Source organism: Streptomyces globisporus (assembly GCF_003501885.1).
In the GTDB taxonomy this organism is placed as follows: domain Bacteria; phylum Actinomycetota; class Actinomycetes; order Streptomycetales; family Streptomycetaceae; genus Streptomyces; species Streptomyces globisporus_D.
The window spans coordinates 37,984-56,104 of the sequence record NZ_QWFA01000056.1; the positions used below are offsets into that span (position 1 = coordinate 37,984).

Genomic DNA, 18,121 nt, shown 5'->3' on the forward strand with positions numbered 1-18,121 from the left:
TCATGGACCGCCGCATTTTCGGGCTGGAGAACGAGTACGGCGTCACGTGCACGTTCAGGGGACAGCGCCGACTGTCACCTGACGAAGTGGCGCGCTACCTCTTCCGCCGTGTCGTGTCATGGGGCCGCAGCAGCAACGTCTTTCTGCGGAACGGCGCCCGCCTCTACCTCGACGTGGGATCGCATCCGGAATACGCAACCCCGGAATGCGACAACGTGACCGAACTGGTCACCCACGACAAGGCCGGCGAGCGCATTCTCGAAGGCCTGCTCGTCGACGCCGAACGCCGCCTGCACGAGGAGGGAATCGCGGGCGACGTCTATCTCTTCAAGAACAACACCGACTCGGCGGGAAACTCCTACGGCTGCCACGAGAACTACCTCGTGGCCCGGCACGGAGAATTCTCCCGGCTCGCGGACATCCTCATTCCGTTCCTCGTCACCAGGCAGCTGATCTGCGGCGCGGGCAAGGTGCTCCAGACCCCGCGTGGCGCGGTCTACTGCGTCAGCCAGCGTGCCGAGCACATCTGGGAGGGCGTCAGCTCCGCGACGACCCGCTCCCGGCCGATCATCAACACCCGTGACGAACCGCACGCCGACGCCGAGCGGTACCGCCGCCTCCACGTCATCGTCGGGGACTCGAACATGTCCGAGACGACCATGCTGCTCAAGGTCGGCGCCACCGACCTGGTGCTCCGCATGATCGAGGCGGGCACGGTGATGCGCGACCTGACCCTGGAGAACCCGATCCGGGCGATCCGCGAGGTCAGCCACGACCTCACCGGGCAGCGCAAGGTGCGTCTCGCCAGCGGCCGGGAGGCCTCGGCCATCGAGGTCCAGCGGGAGTACTACGAGAAGGCCGTGGACTTCGTCGAGCGCCGGGGTATCCGCACCGGCACCGTCGACCAGGTCCTGGAGCTGTGGGGCCGCGCCCTGGACGCGATCGAGGCCCAGGACCTCGACCGGATCGACACCGAGATCGACTGGGTCATGAAGTACAAGCTCATCGAGCGGTACCGGGCCAAGCACAACATGACCATGTCGAACCCGCGGGTCGCCCAGATAGACCTCGCCTACCACGACATCCACCGCCGACGCGGTCTCTTCTACCTCCTGGAGAAGAAGGGACAGACGGCCCGCATCTGCAACGACCTGAAGATCTTCGAGGGCAAGTCGGTGCCCCCGCAGACCACCCGGGCGCGGCTGCGCGGCGACTTCATCCGCAGGGCCCAGGAGCAGCGGAGGGACTTCACCGTCGACTGGGTCCACCTCAAGCTCAACGACCAGGCGCAGCGCACGGTGCTGTGCAAGGACCCGTTCCGGTCCGTGGACGAACGGGTGGAGAAACTCATCGCCGGCATGTGAGAGGTCCGCCCGCGCGGAACCCGCGGGACTCGCGGGAAAAGGGACACATTGTACGCCGGGGCCGGTCGCCCCGGCGTACAGCCGTGTCGGTACCCGTGATGCAGTTGGGGTGAAGTCGTAGAGTGGCGGGAGTGCCCGGAGCCCCCTACGCGAGTTGGACTGATGATCCCCACGAAAACTGCCCGGCGTGTCGCCGCCGTCCTGGCCGTGCCCGCTCTGCTGATCACCGCCGCCTGCGGTTCCGATTCCAAGGACGACGCCGCCCCGAAGAACTCGGATCCCGTCGCCAAGGTCTCCGGGAAGTTCGGCGCCGAGCCCAAGATCGAGATCGCCAAGGACGCCAAGGTCTCCGACGAGGTCGTCGCGAGCGACGTCTCGACCGGTGACGGCGCCGAGGTCAAGAAGGGCGACATCGTCCGTCTGGACTTCGCCGGAAACATCGAGGCCCTCGGCTCCACCTGGGCCCAGCGGCAGGGCGCCGACCCGAAGGCCCCCCGTGCCCAGGTCGTGCAGGAGGTCGGCCAGCAGGGCCAGATGCTCCCGACCAAGGTCGCGGACGCGCTGACCGGCCACAAGGTCGGCAGCCGGGTCCAGGTCGAGGGCACCGCCGAGGCGATCGTCGGCGAGCAGCTGAACCCGCAGTCCGGGATCAAGCCCACCGACCCGCTCGTCTGGGTCGTCGACATCGTCAACGCCGAGAAGGTCGACAAGAAGGGCGAGGCCAAGGGGACCCAGGCCGCCAGTGAGGCCGGGATGCCCGAGGTGAAGGCCGCGTCGCAGAAGGCCGCGACCATCACCATCCCCAAGGGCGAGAAGGCCCCGAAGGACCTCAAGGAGCAGGTGCTCATCAAGGGCGACGGCGCCGCCGTCAAGGCCGGCGAGGGCCTCGTCGTCCAGTACACCGGGGTGAAGTGGGAGGACGGCAAGAAGTTCGACTCATCCTGGGACCACGGTGGCGCGAGCGCCTTCCCGATCGGCGTCGGCGGCGTCATCCAGGGCTGGGACAAGGGACTGGTCGGCAAGAAGGTCGGCGACCGCGTCCTGCTGACGATCCCGCCGAACCAGGCCTACGGAGCCGATCCCTCCAACCAGCTCGCCAAGAACAACCTGGTCTTCGTCGTCGACATCCTCGGCACGGTCTGAGACACCTCTCGGTACGGTCCGGGCGACGGGGCGACCCGTGCAAGACTTGTGGGGTTTTCCCCGAGATTCTTTTAGGAGCAGTTCAGTGAGCATCGAGAAGCCCGAGGTCGACTTCCCGGGCGGCGAGCCGCCGGCCGATCTGGAGATCAAGGACATCTGGGAGGGCGACGGCCCGGTGGCCCAGGCCGGCCAGACCGTCTCCGTGCACTACGTGGGCGTGTCCTTCTCCACCGGCGAGGAGTTCGACGCCTCCTGGAACCGCGGCACCCCGCTGCAGTTCCAGCTCGGTGCCGGCCAGGTCATCTCCGGCTGGGACAAGGGCGTGCAGGGCATGAAGGTCGGCGGCCGTCGCCAGCTGACCATCCCCGCCCACCTCGCCTACGGCGACCGCGGTGCCGGCGGCAAGATCGCCCCCGGTGAGACGCTGATCTTCGTCTGCGACCTGGTCTCGGTCTGAGCCGTTCCGGACTCGTGTGCATGAGGGCCCCCGCCGCACGGCGGGGGCCCTCATGCTGTCCGGCGAGCCCCCACCGCGCTCCGGACGACGGCCCGGCTTTGGATCCCCACACCCCGGGGCGGTACGGTCGACCGTCGTAGAGCACCGGAGAAAGGGCGTCGATGGCGATTGCCAAGGCCGAGCGGTTGATGAACCTCGCGCTGTGCCTGCTGGGGACCCGGCGCCCCCTCAGCAAGCGCGAACTCCGCGGATCCATCGAGGCCTACCTCGAAGCGGGCTCCGACGACTCTTTCAACCGGATGTTCGAGCGCGACAAGGACGATCTGCGCGAACTCGGACTCGTCATCGAGACCGTCGAGAACCTCGACGGCGACACCGGCTACCTCGCCCGCCGCGACAGCAACCGGCTGCCCCCCATCACCCTTGACGCAGAGGAGGCCGCCGCCCTCGGCCTCGCCGCCAAGGTCTGGCAGCAGGCCCGCCTCGCCGGGGCCGCCAGCGGAGCCCTGCAGAAGCTGCGCGCCGCCGGAATGCCCGAGGCCGAGGACGCCTACGAGGTCCACAGCGCCCTCGAACCCCGCATCCCCGTCCACGAGGCCGCCTTCGAGCCCCTCATGCTGGCCTGCCGCGACCGCCGCCCCGTCACCTTCGACTACCGCAAGGCCAACTCCGCCCGCGCCGAGCAGCGCCAGGTCGAACCCTGGACCCTCGAATGCTGGCGCGGCCACTGGTATCTGGCCGGCTGGGACCGCGAGCGGGGCGCCGAACGCGTCTTCCGGCTCTCCCGCATCACCGGCAAGGTCCGCTCCCGCGCCGGAGCCTTCAGCGCCGAGGTGCCCGACGTGGTCACCGTCCGCGAGACCGTGGAGAGCTGGGCCGGCGAGACCGCGACCCGCACCGCCCGGATCAGGCTCCGCGCCGGAGCCGGCTACCCGCTGCGCTCGCGCGCCACCGCCGTGCGGGACCGCGGCGACGGCTGGGACGAGCTGGAGATCCCGTACGGACACGGCCTCGACGCCTGGCTCGTCGAGTTCGGCCCGGATGTCGTCGTGGAGGAGCCCGCCGACCTGCGGGCCGATGTGGTGGACCGGCTCCGAGCCGTGGCCAAGGACTAGGGGAGCCGACACGATGGCCACGAACGCGATCGACCAGACCCGCCGGATGCTGTCCCTGGTGACGTATCTGCGCGAGCGCCCCGGCGCCCACGTGCAGGACGTGGCGCGGGCCTTCGGGATCACCGAGGACGAGCTGATCTCCGACCTCGACGTCCTGCCCATGTGCGGCACCAGCTTCCGCGGCGGCGACCTCCTCGACATCGACACCGACGGCGACCGCATCTGGTGGCACAACCCGGACGACGTCGCCGAGCCGCTCCGGCTCGCCGCCGACGAGGCCACCGCGCTGCTCGTCGCCGCCCGCGCCGTCGCCACCCTGCCCGGCCTGCGCGAGAGCGACCGGGACGCCCTCGTCCGCGCCACCGCCAAGCTGGAGACGGCCGCGGGCGAGTCCGGCGCGGCCAGCTCCCGGCTCTCGGTGACCTTCGAGTCCGAGGGCGGCGTCTTCGCCGACGTCGACCGCGCCATCTCCGAGCGCCGCCGCCTCTGGCTGCGCTACTACTCGCCCGCCCGCGACGAACTCACCGAGCGCGAGGTCGACCCGATCCGGCTCTTCGCCGTCGGCCACACCTACATGGAGGGCTGGTGCCGGCTCTCCGAGGCCCGCCGGACCTTCCGGCTCGACCGCGTCGCCGAGATCCGCCTCCTCGACGCCCCCGCCGCCCCTCCCGAGCTGGAACTGCGCGACCTGTCCGCCGGTCTGGTCCAGCCCGCCGCCGAGGACCCGGAAGTCGTGATCGAGGTCGGCACCGGCGGCCGCTGGGTCGCCGAGTACTACCCGCACGACTCCGCCGAGGAACTCCCCGACGGCGGCCTCCGCATCACCCTGCGCACCCCCGACCCGGCCTCGCTGCGCCGGCTCGCCCTGCGGCTCGGCGGCGACGGCCGCATCGTCGCCCCGCCGGAGCTCGCGGACAGCGCCCGCGAGGCCGCCCGCGAGGCGCTCGCCGCCTACGAGGACACGGTCTGAGGGCCCTGGAAGGGAGACGACGATGAACCGGACGCCGCTGTTCCCGGCCGCCACCGGAGGCCGCCCGGAGGTTCTGCCCGGCACCGGGATACGCCCGACGCCCCGGTCCGGCACCGGACCCGTCCCCGTGCCGGTCCCCGCCGCCGTACGCTTCCGGGCCGCCTGCCCCGACTGCCGCGGGCGCTTCGAGCTGGCCGCCGCCGCACTGCGCCTCGCGATCGGCGCCACCCGCCGCACCACCTTCTACACCTTCACCTGCCCCGAGTGCGGCGCCTCGGTCCGCAAGCCCGCCGGGGAGCGCATCATCGAACTGCTCACCGGCGGCGGCGTACGGACCCTGCGTCTGCACACCGCCCTGTAGCGCCGCGCAGCCGTACAGGAAAGAGGCCCCCATGTTCTGGCCCATGCTCGCCATCGCCCTCGGATTCCTGGGCATCGCCGTGCTCGGCGTGCTCGGCATCAAGGTCTTCGTCGAGGCCCAGCGTCTCGGCCGGCAGGTCACCGACACCACCGAGCGCATCAACCGGGCCTCCGAGGACCTGGAGCGGGCCGCCACCCGGCTCGCGGCCACCGGCGACGGCCTGCGCTAGCGCGCCGGGGGCCTGATGCCCCACAGCACAGGGGAGTACGCTGCATGGGTCGGCCCAGGCAGGGAGGTGCGGGGCCGCAAGCAGGAGTACGCACGGGCATTGCCTCGCGTTTACCCCTGCGGGTTACGATCGCTGCCAAGCGCAACGATCGGACGTATGCCCGGTCGAGCGGGTAGCGAGCCCACCCCCCAGCCGCCTCAGTGAGAAGGAAGTCGCACATGATCGGCAATCTGAAGCCCCTCGAGATCGTTCTGATCATCGCTGTCATCCTGCTGCTCTTCGGTGCCAAGAAGCTCCCCGACATGGCGCGCTCGCTCGGCAAGTCGGCCCGCATCCTCAAGAGCGAGGCCAAGGCCATGAAGAAGGACGACGCGGCGACCGCGACGCCCACCACGGAGACCGTCGACGACACGGTCCCGCCGCAGTCCACCACCGCGCGCACCATCCAGGCCGCACCGGGAGACGTCACCAGCTCCCGCCCGGTCAACGAGGCCAAGCCCACCACCCAGAGCTGACCGCCGACGCGCTCCGCCGACAGCCGCCGCACGAGACGAGGGAAGTGGGTTGCTCAAGTCTGCCCGCAAGCAGGAGAAGGACGACGAGGGGCGGATGCCTCTCCTCGATCACCTGCGTGAGCTGCGTAACCGGCTGCTGAAGGCCGTGCTGGCGATCCTGATCGCCGTCATCGGGGCCGCCTTCTTCCACAAGGAGATCTTCGAGTTCCTGATGAAGCCGATCCTCGACTCGGTCGGCTGCAAGAACGGCGTCCAGACGATGGTCAACGGCCGCCCGTGCGCGGAGATGACCACCAACGGTCTGTTGTCGCCCTTCACCATCGCGCTGAAGGTCTCCCTCATGGCGGGCGTTCTCCTCGCCACGCCCGTCTGGCTGTACCAGCTCTGGGCCTTCGTCGCTCCCGGCCTCCATCAGAAGGAGAAGCGGTACTCCCTGGGTTTCGTGGCCGCCGGGGTTCCGCTGTTCACCGCGGGCGCCTACCTCGCGTACACGATCCTGCCGCAGACGGCCGAGATCATGCTCGGCTTCACGCCGGACAACGTCACGAACCTCCTGCCGCTCGACGACTTCCTCGACCTGATCACCCGCATGGTGATCGTCTTCGGTCTCGCCTTCGAACTGCCGCTGCTGCTCATCGCCCTCAACATGACCGGGGTCCTCACGGGCGTCCGTATGCTGCGCTGGTGGCGCGGCATGATCGTCGGTCTCACCGCCTTCGCGGCCATCGCGACCCCCGGCGGCGAGCCCATCTCCATGCTGCTCCTCGCCGGGCCGCTCGCGGTGCTCTACTTCATCGCCGTCGGCTTCTCCCTGCTGAACGACAAGCGCCGCAACCGCAACAACCCCGACGCCGAGCTCAGCGACGACGAGGCCTCGACCCTTGATCTGACGCCCGAGCCCGTCGGCCGCGTGGAGAACGTCTCCTCCTCCCGCCCCGCGCTGCCCGGCCAGAACACCGGTGAGGCGGACGGGCCCGGATCGCACCGGCTGAACGGTTACGACGACATCACCTGACCTTGTAGGGTCCGGCGGGTGACCAGCGAGATCACCCTCTTCGTCAATCCCACCGCAGGACGCGGCCGGGGTGCGCACGCCGCGCAGCCGGCCGCTTCCGCGTTGCGGGACGCCGGATTCTCCGTCCGTACGGTGCTGGGCGAGGACGCAGAGGACGCCCTGCGCCGCGCCCGCGAGGCCGTCGCGGCGGGGACCGGGGCACTCATAGCCGTGGGCGGGGACGGGCTGATGTCCCTCGCCCTCCAGGCCGTCGCCGGGACCGACACCCCGCTCGGGGTCGTCGCCGTCGGCACGGGCAACGACTTCGCCCGGGCGCTGGGTCTGCCGATCCGCGACCCGGCCGCCGCCGGACGGCTGGCCGCGCGGGCCCTCAAGGCCGGCGGCCACCGCGAGATCGACCTGGGGCGGGTCGGGGACCGCTGGTTCGGCTCCGTCCTCGCCTCCGGCTTCGACTCCCGGGTCAACGACCGGGGCAACCGGATGCGCTTCGTCGGCGGCCGGTTCAAGTACGACCTCGCGATCCTCGCCGAACTGGCCGCCTTCAAGCCGATCCCGTACAGGATCCGGCTCGACGGGGGAGAGGTCACCGAGATCGAGGCCACCCTCATCGCCGTCGGCAACGGAACCACGTACGGCGGCGGCATGCGGATCTGCGCCGAGGCCGAGATGGACGACGGGCGCTTCGACGTGACCGTGGTCGGCGAGTGCACCCGCACCGAGCTGCTCAAGGTGTTCCCGAAGGTCTACAAGGGCACGCATCTGAGCCACCCCGCCGTGACCGTGCACCGGGTCTCCTCGATCGAGCTGGCGGCGGCCGGCGTCACGGCGTACGCGGACGGCGAACCGATGGGCGCGCTGCCGCTCACCGCCACCTGCGTACCGGGGGCCGTGCGGGTGCTCACCGGGGGCTGAGCGGGTGCCGGCCGGGCGGAAGCCCAAGGGGATTTAAAGATCGGGCTGACTGTCAGAGGTGACGGGTAGGCTCGTAGCCAAGATGACAGAGGACCTCTCACCAGCTGAGCGATACCAGGCATCCCGCGCCCGTGCGGCCGAGATGGCGACGGCCCTCGGGCCCTTCCGGGAGATGTACGACTTCGGCCTGGACCCGTTCCAGATCGAGGCGTGCCAGGCCCTGGAGGCGGGCAAGGGGGTGCTGGTCGCGGCGCCCACCGGGTCGGGCAAGACGATCGTCGGCGAGTTCGCCGTGCACCTGGCCCTGGAGCAGGGCCGCAAATGCTTCTACACCACGCCGATCAAGGCGCTCTCGAACCAGAAGTACGCCGACCTGGTCAAGCGGTACGGCGCGGACAAGGTCGGTCTGCTGACCGGCGACAACAGCGTCAACTCCGAGGCACCGGTGGTCGTGATGACCACCGAGGTCCTGCGGAACATGCTGTACGCGGGCTCCCAGTCGCTCTCCGGCCTCGGCTATGTGGTCATGGACGAGGTGCACTACCTCTCCGACCGCTTCCGGGGCGCGGTGTGGGAGGAAGTGATCATCCACCTCCCCGAGTCGGTGACGCTGGTCTCCCTCTCGGCGACCGTGTCCAACGCGGAGGAGTTCGGCGACTGGCTGGACACCGTGCGCGGTGACACCGAGGTCATCGTCTCCGAGCACCGCCCTGTGCCGCTGTGGCAGCACGTCATGGCCGGACGCCGGATGTACGACCTCTTCGAGGAGGGCACCGACCACGGCGGCCGGGGCGCCGGACGCCGCGAGGTCAACCCGGACCTGGTCCGGCTGGCCCGCCAGGAGAGCCAGAACACCTACAACCCGCGCGACCGCCGCCGGGGCAAGATGGTGCGCGAGGCCGACCGCGAGCGCGAGCGGCGTCAGCGCGGCCGGATCTGGACGCCCGGCAGGCCCGAGGTCATCGACCGGCTGGACAACGAGGGGCTCCTCCCCGCGATCACGTTCATCTTCAGCCGGGCGGGCTGCGAGGCCGCCGTCCAGCAGTGTCTGTACGCCGGACTCCGGCTCAACGACGAGGACAACCGCCGGCTGGTCCGCGAGATCGTCGAGGAGCGGACCGCCTCCATCCCCGGCGAGGACCTGCACGTGCTGGGCTATTACGAGTGGCTCGAAGGCCTGGAGCGGGGCATCGCCGCCCACCACGCGGGCATGCTGCCGACGTTCAAGGAGGTCGTCGAGGAGCTCTTCGTCCGCGGCCTGGTCAAGGCCGTCTTCGCCACCGAGACCCTGGCGCTCGGCATCAACATGCCCGCGCGCTCGGTGGTGCTGGAGAAGCTCGTCAAGTGGAACGGCGAGCAGCACGCCGACATCACGCCCGGCGAGTACACCCAGCTCACCGGCCGGGCCGGACGCCGCGGCATCGACGTCGAGGGCCACGCGGTGGTCCTGTGGCAGCGCGGCCTCGACCCGACGGCGCTGGCCGGCCTCGCGGGGACGCGTACGTATCCGCTGCGCTCCAGCTTCCGCCCCTCGTACAACATGGCGGTCAACCTGGTGCAGCAGTTCGGGCGGCACCGGTCGCGCGAGCTGCTGGAGACCTCGTTCGCCCAGTTCCAGGCGGACAAGTCCGTCGTCGGGATCTCCCGCCAGGTGCAGCGCAACGAGGAGGGCCTGGAGGGTTACAAGGAGGGTATGACCTGCCACCTCGGGGACTTCGAGGAGTACGCGCGCCTGCGGCGCGACCTCAAGGACCGCGAGACGGAGCTGGCCAAGCAGGGCGCGGCACAGCGGCGGGCGGCGGCGGCCTCGTCCCTGGAGAAGCTGAAGCCCGGGGATGTCATCCACGTTCCGACGGGGAAGTTCGCGGGTCTGGCCTTGGTGCTGGATCCGGGGCTGCCCGCCGGGCGGGCCAACGGGCACCGCGGTTTCGACCACCACGACGGGCCTCGGCCGCTGGTGCTGACCGCCGAGCGGCAGGTCAAGCGGCTGGCCTCGATGGACTTCCCGGTGCCGGTGGAGGCGCTGGACCGGATGCGCGTCCCGAAGTCGTTCAACCCGCGGTCGCCGCAGTCCCGGCGTGATCTGGCCTCCGCGCTGCGGTCCAAGGCCGGGCACATCGTGCCCGACCGGCACCGCAAGGGGCGGGCGCCGGCCGCCGACGACCGCGAGATCGCCCGGCTGCGGACCGAGCTGCGCGCCCACCCGTGCCACGGGTGTGACGAGCGGGAGGACCACGCGCGGTGGGCCGAGCGCTACCACCGGCTGCAGCGGGACACCCGGCAGCTGGAGAAGCGGATCGAGGGGCGGACGAACACGATCGCCCGGACCTTCGACCGGATCGTCGCGCTCCTCACCGAGCTGGACTACCTCCGGGGCAACGAGGTCACCGCCAACGGGCGGCGGCTGGCCCGGCTGTACGGGGAGCTGGACCTGCTCGCCAGTGAGTGTCTGCGGGAGGGCGTGTGGGAGGGGCTCAACCCTGCTGAGCTGGCCGCGTGCGTCTCGGCTCTGGTCTACGAGGCACGGCAGGCCGATGACGCGGTCGCGCCGAAGCTGCCGTCCGGTCCTGCCAAGGTCGCCATGGGCGAGATGGTGCGGATCTGGGGGCGGCTGGACGCCCTGGAGGAGGACTTCAAGATCAACCAGACGGAGGGGGTCGGGCAGCGCGAGCCCGATCTCGGCTTCGCCTGGGCGGTCTACATGTGGGCCTCCGGCCGGACGCTGGACGAGGTGCTGCGCGAGGCGGAGATGCCGGCGGGGGACTTCGTGCGGTGGTGCAAGCAGGTGATCGATGTGCTGGGGCAGGTGGCCGCGGCGGCGCCCCGGGATGCGGGGGAGGGGGCGTCGGGCGTGGCGAAGAGTGCGCGTAAGGCGGTGGATGCGGTGTTGCGGGGGGTCGTGGCGTACAGCTCGGTGGGGTGAGGAGCGGAGCGCCTGCGGCGGGCTTGTTCCCCTACCCGCCCCTTCCCGAAACCGGGGCGCCGCCCCGGGCCCCGCTCCTCAGACGCCGGAGGGGCTGGGAGGTGTGGCGCTGCCCCGGGCCCCGCTCCTCAGACGCCGGAGGGGCTGGGAGGGGTGGCGCTGCCCCGGGCCCCGCTCCTCAGACGCCGGAGGGGCTGAAGACGAGGTCCGGAGGGCTGATCGGGTCGGCCTTACGTGCTGCGGGTTCTCGTCGTTGCTCCTGCGCAGACCATGCCCAGCAGTACCGTCAGTCCGCCGACGATGATGTTGTTGATCACGATTCCGGCATCCGGGCTGTTGCCCACCACCCAGGTCGACACGATGATCCATGCCCCCATCGCGCAGATCGCCCAGCTCAGGCCGTACATGCGCTCGGGCATCGCGGTGAAGCCGAGGGCCAGTACCGCGATGGCGATGCCCATCACCAGGTTGTGCGTGACCAGGGCCGGCTGGCTCGCCGTGAAGTGGAGCACCCACGGGGAGACGGCGCAGTAGAGGCCGACGAGGAACACCGGCGCGTCCACCAGCGCCACATCGCGGCCGCCCATCACGCGGTCGTACCGTGCACGCATTTCGGAGGCGTCGGGGTGGCCCGACAAGTCGCTCCTCGCGTGTGAGACGTTGCTCATGAGTTCTCGTCTCCTTCGGTCCTGCGGGCCCTGCCGCTGTGCGGATGGGTGCGGCAGGCACCCATACCTCCATAGTGCGCTTATCTGGCGCTTATGTGTACATTTCGGGCGGAGTTTTTCCCGGGTACGACGAGGGGGGAATCGGTGGAGACTACTTCGGGGGCATCAGGACCGTGTCGACGATGTAGACCGTCGCGTTGGCGGTCGGGACATTGCCGCAGACGACCTTCGAGGAGTCGTTCACGGTGTACTCCGTGCCCGAGCCGGCCGTCGTCAGCTTGCTCTTCTCCAGGGTGTCGAAGGACCCCTTCTCCAGCTGCTGCGGCGTCAGCTTCTCGCCCACCACGTGGTAGGTGAGGACCTTGGTGAGCTCGGCCTTGTTCGCCAGCAGCGCGTCCAGGTCGGCCTTCGGGATCTTCGCGAAGGCGTCGTTGGTCGGGGCGAACACCGTGATGTTCTCGGCGTTGTTGAGCGTGTCGACCAGGCCGGCCTGCTTCACGGCGGCCACCAGCGTCGACAGCTCCTCGTTGTTCGAGGCGGCCGTCGCGACCGGGTCCTTCGCCATGCCGTCGAACGAGCCCGCGCCTTCCTTCGGCACCGACGAACAGGCCGGACCGAACGGCTCGTTCATGGTCGCCGAGTCGTCGGCCGAGGGGCTCGCCGGCGCGGACGAGCTGGGCGTGGAGCCGGCCGCCGAGTCCTTGGAGGAGTCGTCCGACGAGCAGGCGGTCAGCGCCAGCGGCAGCACGGCTGCGGCGGACACGGCGACGGCTGCGCGGCGGAAGAGGAGCGTGTTCATGGCGTTTCTCCTGGATCGGATGTGTCGTGCGGAGAGCGGTCTGTTCTGACACGGGGGGTTCGGTGCCGGGGTGGCCGGCGGATTGGTCCGGGACTCTTCATTCACTCGTTCGGAGCAGATTCGGTGATCGACCAATCCGTTCGGCGACCGGCCACGAATGCCACGTGAGGGGCGCTGCAGCAGCGCTCCGACCAGGTGATGGGACCGGAGGGAGCCGGAATGGCAGGGGAACGGCGGCGGACGGCCGTGGTGGGAGCCGGAGTGGCGGGGCTGACCGCCGCCCACGTTCTCCGCGACGCGCATGAGGTGACGCTGTACGAAGCGGACGATCGCGTGGGAGGCCATGCCCACACCCATGATCTGGCCGCTTCCGACGGCCGGGTGCACCGCGTCGACTCCGGGTTCATCGTGCACAACCGGCGGACCTACCCCCACCTGCTGCGGCTCTTCGACGAACTGGGCGTCGCCACCCAGGAGTCCGAGATGTCGATGTCCGTACGGTGCGAGGGCTGCGGTCTGGAGTACGCCGGAGCCCGGGGCCCCGCCGGGCTCTTCGCGCAGCCGCGCTCCGCCGTGCGCGGCCCCTATCTGCGGATGCTCGCCGAGGTACCGCGCTTCCACCGCGCCGCCCGGGCCCTGCTGGCGCTGCCGGAGAGCGGGGCGAGCGCGATGACGCTGGGGGAGTTCGCCCGACGCGGGCGCTTCTCGCCCTACTTCCACGCCCACTTCCTGACGCCCATGGTCTCCGCCGTCTGGTCCTGCGACCCGGTCACCGCCCTGCGCTACCCGGCCCGCTACCTCTTCCGCTTCCTCGACCACCACGGCATGCTCACCATCGGCGGCTCACCGGTCTGGCGCACCGTCACCGGCGGGTCGCGCGCTTACGTCGACCTCGTCGTCAAGCAGCTCGCCGCCGTGCACACCGCGACCCCGGTCCGCGCCGTCACCCGGCACGCGGACGGCGTCGACCTCACCACCGAGGACGGCACGACCACCCCGTACGACTCCGTCGTCATCGCCACCCACCCCGACCAGGCGCTGCGGATGCTCGCCGACCCGACCGACGCCGAGCGCAGCACGCTCGGCGCGTTCCGGTACTCCCGCAACCCGACCCTGCTGCACACGGACACCACGCTGCTGCCGCGCGCCCGAGGGGCCAGGGCCTCCTGGAACTACCTGATGCCCTCGTGCGCCGCCGACGCCGACCGGGTGACCGTCAGCTACGACATGAACCGGCTCCAGCGGCTCGACGCCCCGGACTCCTTCGTCGTCACGTTGAACGGCGCCGACCGCGTCGATCCGGACACCGTCCGCGCCCGCATGGTCTACGAGCACCCCGTCTACACCCCGGAGTCGGTCGCGGCCCAGGCCCGGCTGCACACCCTGTCCGGTCCCGTCACCGCCTACGCCGGGGCGTACCACGGCTGGGGCTTCCACGAGGACGGCTGCCGTTCGGGGGTCGAGGCCGCCGCCGCCCTGGGGGTGGGGTGGTGAGCGCCCTCTACCCGTGCACGATCACGCACGTACGGAACCGGCCGACGAAATACGCGTTCCGGCACCGGACCTACCTGTGGCTGATCGACCCCGACCGGCCGCCCGAGCTGCCGCGCGCCCTGCGGCCGCTGGCCCGGTTCGATGCCCGCGACCACTTCGGCGGCACCGCCCCCACCATCCGGGCCGGTCTCGAGCGCTTCTTGCGAGCCCGGGGCGTGGAGCTGGGCGACGGCACCGTCACCATGCTCACCCAGGCCCGGGTGTTCGGGTACGTCTTCAACCCGATCACCGTCTACTGGTGCCACCGCGCCGACGGCAGTCCCCTCTGCGTCGTCGCCGAGGTGCACAACACGTACGGCGGACGCCACGGCTACCTTCTGCGCCCCGACGGGAGGGACCGAGCCGTGACCGGCAAGGCGTTCTACGTCTCGCCGTTCTTCCCCGTGGACGGCGGGTACCGGATGCGGCTGCCCGAGCCCGGGTCCCGGCTCGACCTGAGCGTCCACCTGGAGCGTGAAGGGGCGCGCCCGTTCACCGCGACCGTGCGGGGCACCCGCCGCCCGGCCACCCCCCGGGAGCTGGTGCGCCTCGCCCTGCGCCACCCCCTCTCCACCGTCCTCGTCTCCGCCGCGATCCGCCTGCACGGCATCCGGCTCTATCTGCGCGGGCTCCCCGTGCGACCCCGTCCCCCGCACCGCACACAGGAAGGCATGCAGTGACCGCTCCCACCTCGGCGCTGCCGGCAGAGCACACCCCCGGGACCGACCCGGAACGCTGGCCCGACATCGTCACCCTGCCCCGGGTCTCCCGCGCCCGGACCGCCGTCGCCGAACGCATCGTCCGCCGCGCGCTCGGCAGGCTCCCCCTGCGCGCTCGGCTCGCGGGCCAGGGCGACATCGGCCTCGGCGGGCCCCTCATGGACATCCGCGACCCCGACGCCTTCTTCCGGCGGATCGGCGCGAGCGGACTCATCGGCTTCGGCGAGTCCTACATGGCCGGCGAGTGGGACGCGCCCGACCTCGTCGCCGTGCTGACCGTCCTCGCCGAGAACGCCGCCGACCTCGTCCCCCGCTCCCTGCAACGCCTGCGCGGCATCTGGCATCTGCGCAGGCCCGCCGCGCAGATGAACACCCCCGAGGGCTCCCGGGACAACATCAGCCACCACTACGACCTGTCCAACGAGCTGTTCGCCCTCTTCCTCGACGAGACGCTCTCCTACTCCTCCGCCGTCTTCCGCGGCTTCCCCGCCGAGCCCGACCTGTTGCCCGTCGCCCAGCACCGCAAGATCGACCGGCTGCTCGACGCCGCCGGTGTCACCGAGGGCACCCGGCTGCTGGAGATCGGCACCGGCTGGGGCGAACTGGCCATCCGCGCGGCCGCCCGCGGCGCCCGGGTCACCACCGTCACCCTCTCCGCCGAACAGCGCGAACTGGCCCGGGCCCGCATCCGCGAAGCCGGGTTCGAGGACCGCGTCGAGGTGCGGCTGAGCGACTACCGCCATGTCACCGGCGACTACGACGCGATCGTCAGTGTCGAGATGATCGAGGCGGTCGGCGAGGAGTTCTGGCCGGTCTACTTCCAGACCCTGGATCGGCTGCTCGCCCCCGGCGGCCGGGTCGCCCTCCAGGCCATCACCATGCCCGACGACCGACTGCGCGTCAGTCGCTCCACCTACACCTGGATCAGCAAGTACATCTTCCCCGGCGGACTGCTGCCCTCCACCGAGGCCGTCGAGCGGGTCACCACCGAGTACACCCGGCTGCGCACCACCCAGCGCATCCGGTTCGGCGCGCACTACGCCGAGACGCTTCGGCTGTGGCGCGAGCGGTTCACCGAGCGGGCGGCCGAGGTCGACGCCCTCGGCTTCGACGCCGTCTTCCGCCGGATGTGGACCTTCTACCTCGCCTACTCCGAAGCGGGCTTCCGCTCCGGCTACCTCGATGTACAGCAACTGCTTCTGACCCGCGAGGAGACCGCGTGACCACCTCCGCCACCATGCCGCCCGCCCGACGCACCCCGACCGGGGCCGCCCAGCGCGTCGAACCGCTGATCGAGCGGTTCCTCGGCGGCGGACTGCCGGTCCGGGTACGGATGTGGGACGGCAGCGAGACCGGGCCGCAGGACGCCCCCACCGTCCATGTGCGGACCCGCAGGGCGCTGCGCCGCCTGCTGTGGGAGCCGGGCGAACTCGGCCTCGCCGAGGCCTACATCACCGGTGACATCGACCTCGACGCCGACCTCGGCGACGGGCTGCGCGCCATGCGCCGCGCCGTGCGCGAACGCGGCCTCACCGCGCCCGCGCCCGCCCTCGCCGACCGCGTCAAGGCGGCCGGCCTCGCCCTGCGCCTCGGCGCGGTCGGCCCCCGGCCACCGGTGCCCGCCGCCCGCGCGGGACTGCGCGGGGAACTGCACAGCAAGGCCCGGGACCGTGCGGCGATCAGCCACCACTACGACCTGTCCAACGCCTTCTACGCCCTGCTCCTCGACGAGACGATGGCGTACTCCTGCGGCTACTGGACCAGCGACGCACCCGGCTACGGACCGGCCGACGCCCAGCGCGACAAGCTGGAGCTGATCTGCCGCAAGCTCGGACTGCGGCCCGGCGCACGGCTGCTGGACATCGGCTGCGGCTGGGGTTCGCTGACCCTGTACGCCGCCGAGAACCACGGCGTCCACGTCACCGCCGTCACCCTCGCCGCCGAACAGGCCGCGTACGTAAGGCAGCAGGTCACGGCACGCGGTCTCGACGACCTCGTCGAGGTGCTGAACATCGACTACCGGGACATCGCCGAGCGGCCAGGCACCCGGGGCGCGTACGACGCCGTGTCCACCGTCGAGATGGGCGAACACGTCGGGGACGCCGAGTACCCCGCGTTCACCCGCATCCTGCACGACTCCCTGCGGCCGCGCGGCCGGGCGCTCGTCCAGCAGATGTCACGCGGCGCGACCGCCCCCGGCGGCGGCGCGTTCATCGAGTCCTACATCGCCCCCGACATGCACATGCGGCCGCTCGGCGAGACCGTCGCCCTGCTGGAGGGCGCCGGCCTGGAGGTGCGGGACGTCGAATCGCTGCGCGAGCACTACGTACGGACCGTGGAGGCATGGCGGCGCACCCTGGAGGAGCGCTGGGCGGAGTTCGTCGCCATGGTCGGGGAGGAGACCGCGCGGGTGTGGCGGCTCTATCTCGTCGGCGGCGCGCTCGCGTTCGAGGAGCGGCGGATGGGCGTCGACCAGATCCTGTCCGTACGGCCCGACCCGGCCGGCTCCGCCGCGATGCCCGCCACCCGGCGCGACTGGCACGCACCGGCAGGTCCCGAGGAGGAGCGGTGAGCGGCTTCGCCTGGAACGCGTTCGCGAGCGGGCTCGCGGGCACGGCCGTCGCCGCCCTCGGCGTCATGCTCGTCACCTTCGCCATCGCCCTGAACAAGGGCGTGCACCGGATCGTCGACATCGCCTGGGGACTCGGGTTCGCCGCCGTCGCGCTGGTCTCCTACGGCCTCTCTGCGGGCGAGGGCGACGACGTCCGCCGGCTGCTCGTCACCGCGCTGACCGTGATCTGGGGGCTGCGCCTCGCGATCCACATCGGGCGGCGCGGGAAGGGCCACGGAGAGGACCCGCGCTACGCGAAGATGCTGGCCAAGGCCCCCGGCAACCCCCAGCTGTACGCCCTGCGCAAGGTGTATCTGCTCCAGGGCGCGCTGGTCTGGCTCGTCTCGCTCCCGGTCCAGGCCGCCCAGTACCTCACCGCGCCGCTGGCCTGGTGGGCCTGGGCGGGGGTGCTGCTGTGGGCGGTCGGGCTGGTCTTCGAGGCGGTCGGTGACGCCCAACTCGCCCGGTTCAAGGCCGACCCCGCCAACAAGGGGAAGATCATGGACCGGGGGCTGTGGTCCTGGACCCGCCATCCGAACTACTTCGGCGACTTCTGCGTCTGGTGGGGCCTCTTCCTCTTCGTCTGCCAGGCGCCGGCCGCCGCTGCCGCCACCGTCGTCGCCCCGCTGGTGATGAGCTTCCTGCTGACGAAGGGCAGCGGCGCGGCCCTGCTGGAGCGTCATATGGCCGACCGGCCGGGGTTCGCCGCGTACCGGGCCCGGACGAGCGGCTTCTTCCCGCGGCCACCGCGCCGGGCGTGAGAGACCCGGCAGGGCCTGTTCCGCAG

At 71.1% G+C, this 18,121-nt stretch carries 18 protein-coding genes; 16 read left to right on the forward strand and 2 right to left on the reverse strand.

All coding sequences use genetic code 11. The features are described 5' to 3' along the window. Nucleotides 1-2 precede the first annotated feature (2 nt). The 11 genes from pafA to D3105_RS13045 all read left to right on the forward strand — a co-directional run bounded on the left by pafA (nt 3) and on the right by D3105_RS13045 (nt 11,004). Complete coding sequence (gene pafA, locus D3105_RS12995; protein ID WP_010057126.1) at nt 3-1,364, forward strand: Pup--protein ligase; 1,362 nt, start codon at nt 3-5, stop codon at nt 1,362-1,364. Between the two features lie 162 nt (nt 1,365-1,526). Next, the gene (locus tag D3105_RS13000) at nt 1,527-2,507 is read left to right on the forward strand and encodes an FKBP-type peptidyl-prolyl cis-trans isomerase (RefSeq protein ID WP_118903400.1); all 981 of its coding nucleotides are present in this window, start codon (nt 1,527-1,529) and stop codon (nt 2,505-2,507) included. Nucleotides 2,508-2,592: 85 nt separating this feature from the next. Beyond that, the gene (locus D3105_RS13005) at nt 2,593-2,964 is read left to right on the forward strand and encodes an FKBP-type peptidyl-prolyl cis-trans isomerase (protein ID WP_030712241.1); all 372 of its coding nucleotides are present in this window, start codon (nt 2,593-2,595) and stop codon (nt 2,962-2,964) included. 161 nt (nt 2,965-3,125) lie between these two features. Continuing rightward, complete coding sequence (locus D3105_RS13010; protein WP_006123370.1) at nt 3,126-4,079, forward strand: helix-turn-helix transcriptional regulator; 954 nt, start codon at nt 3,126-3,128, stop codon at nt 4,077-4,079. A gap of 13 nt (nt 4,080-4,092) precedes the next feature. Then, on the forward strand, nt 4,093-5,049 hold the full coding sequence (locus D3105_RS13015) for a helix-turn-helix transcriptional regulator (protein ID WP_118903401.1): 957 nt from the start codon (nt 4,093-4,095) through the stop codon (nt 5,047-5,049). 22 nt (nt 5,050-5,071) lie between these two features. After that, on the forward strand, nt 5,072-5,410 hold the full coding sequence (locus D3105_RS13020; protein ID WP_206272721.1) for a hypothetical protein: 339 nt from the start codon (nt 5,072-5,074) through the stop codon (nt 5,408-5,410). A 31-nt stretch (nt 5,411-5,441) separates the two neighbouring features. Continuing rightward, nucleotides 5,442-5,639 (forward strand): hypothetical protein, encoded by a 198-nt coding sequence (locus D3105_RS13025; protein ID WP_006123367.1) that lies wholly within the window; start codon nt 5,442-5,444, stop codon nt 5,637-5,639. A gap of 218 nt (nt 5,640-5,857) precedes the next feature. After that, nucleotides 5,858-6,154 (forward strand): Sec-independent protein translocase subunit TatA, encoded by a 297-nt coding sequence (gene tatA / locus D3105_RS13030; RefSeq protein ID WP_030088270.1) that lies wholly within the window; start codon nt 5,858-5,860, stop codon nt 6,152-6,154. 49 nt (nt 6,155-6,203) lie between these two features. Continuing rightward, a complete protein-coding gene (gene tatC / locus D3105_RS13035) occupies nt 6,204-7,169 on the forward strand; it encodes a twin-arginine translocase subunit TatC (protein ID WP_118903402.1) in 966 nt (321 codons plus the stop codon). Nucleotides 7,170-7,187: 18 nt separating this feature from the next. Beyond that, nucleotides 7,188-8,081 (forward strand): diacylglycerol kinase, encoded by an 894-nt coding sequence (locus tag D3105_RS13040; protein ID WP_118903403.1) that lies wholly within the window; start codon nt 7,188-7,190, stop codon nt 8,079-8,081. Between the two features lie 82 nt (nt 8,082-8,163). Beyond that, complete coding sequence (locus tag D3105_RS13045) at nt 8,164-11,004, forward strand: DEAD/DEAH box helicase (protein WP_118903404.1); 2,841 nt, start codon at nt 8,164-8,166, stop codon at nt 11,002-11,004. A gap of 230 nt (nt 11,005-11,234) precedes the next feature. Here the strand turns inward: D3105_RS13045 and D3105_RS13055 are convergent, their stop codons facing one another. Together D3105_RS13055 and D3105_RS13060 are read right to left on the reverse strand one after the other, a co-directional pair. Then, nucleotides 11,235-11,672 carry an SPW repeat protein gene (locus D3105_RS13055; protein ID WP_118903406.1) on the reverse strand — a complete coding sequence of 146 codons (438 nt, stop codon included), beginning with the start codon at nt 11,670-11,672 and terminating at the stop codon, nt 11,235-11,237. Between the two features lie 151 nt (nt 11,673-11,823). After that, entirely contained in the window at nt 11,824-12,471 is a 648-nt protein-coding gene (locus D3105_RS13060) for a fasciclin domain-containing protein (RefSeq protein ID WP_118903407.1), read from the reverse strand. Between the two features lie 219 nt (nt 12,472-12,690). Here D3105_RS13060 and D3105_RS13065 point away from each other — a divergent pair, with 219 nt between their 5' ends. The 5 genes from D3105_RS13065 to D3105_RS13085 are packed head-to-tail and all read left to right on the forward strand — an operon-like array spanning nt 12,691 to nt 18,095. Continuing rightward, complete coding sequence (locus tag D3105_RS13065) at nt 12,691-13,965, forward strand: NAD(P)/FAD-dependent oxidoreductase (protein ID WP_118903408.1); 1,275 nt, start codon at nt 12,691-12,693, stop codon at nt 13,963-13,965. After that, nucleotides 13,959-14,684, forward strand: a complete 726-nt coding sequence (locus D3105_RS13070) for a DUF1365 domain-containing protein (RefSeq protein WP_118903409.1) — start codon at nt 13,959-13,961, stop codon at nt 14,682-14,684. Before D3105_RS13065 ends, D3105_RS13070 begins: the two co-directional genes overlap by 7 nt. Then, a complete protein-coding gene (locus D3105_RS13075; protein WP_118903410.1) occupies nt 14,681-15,946 on the forward strand; it encodes an SAM-dependent methyltransferase in 1,266 nt (421 codons plus the stop codon). The genes D3105_RS13070 and D3105_RS13075 overlap by 4 nt, the downstream gene beginning before the upstream one ends. Continuing rightward, the gene (locus D3105_RS13080; protein ID WP_206272722.1) at nt 15,943-17,295 is read left to right on the forward strand and encodes an SAM-dependent methyltransferase; all 1,353 of its coding nucleotides are present in this window, start codon (nt 15,943-15,945) and stop codon (nt 17,293-17,295) included. Before D3105_RS13075 ends, D3105_RS13080 begins: the two co-directional genes overlap by 4 nt. Further along, a complete protein-coding gene (locus tag D3105_RS13085) occupies nt 17,292-18,095 on the forward strand; it encodes a DUF1295 domain-containing protein (protein WP_118903411.1) in 804 nt (267 codons plus the stop codon). The genes D3105_RS13080 and D3105_RS13085 overlap by 4 nt, the downstream gene beginning before the upstream one ends. The last annotated feature ends 26 nt before the right edge of the window (nt 18,096-18,121 follow it).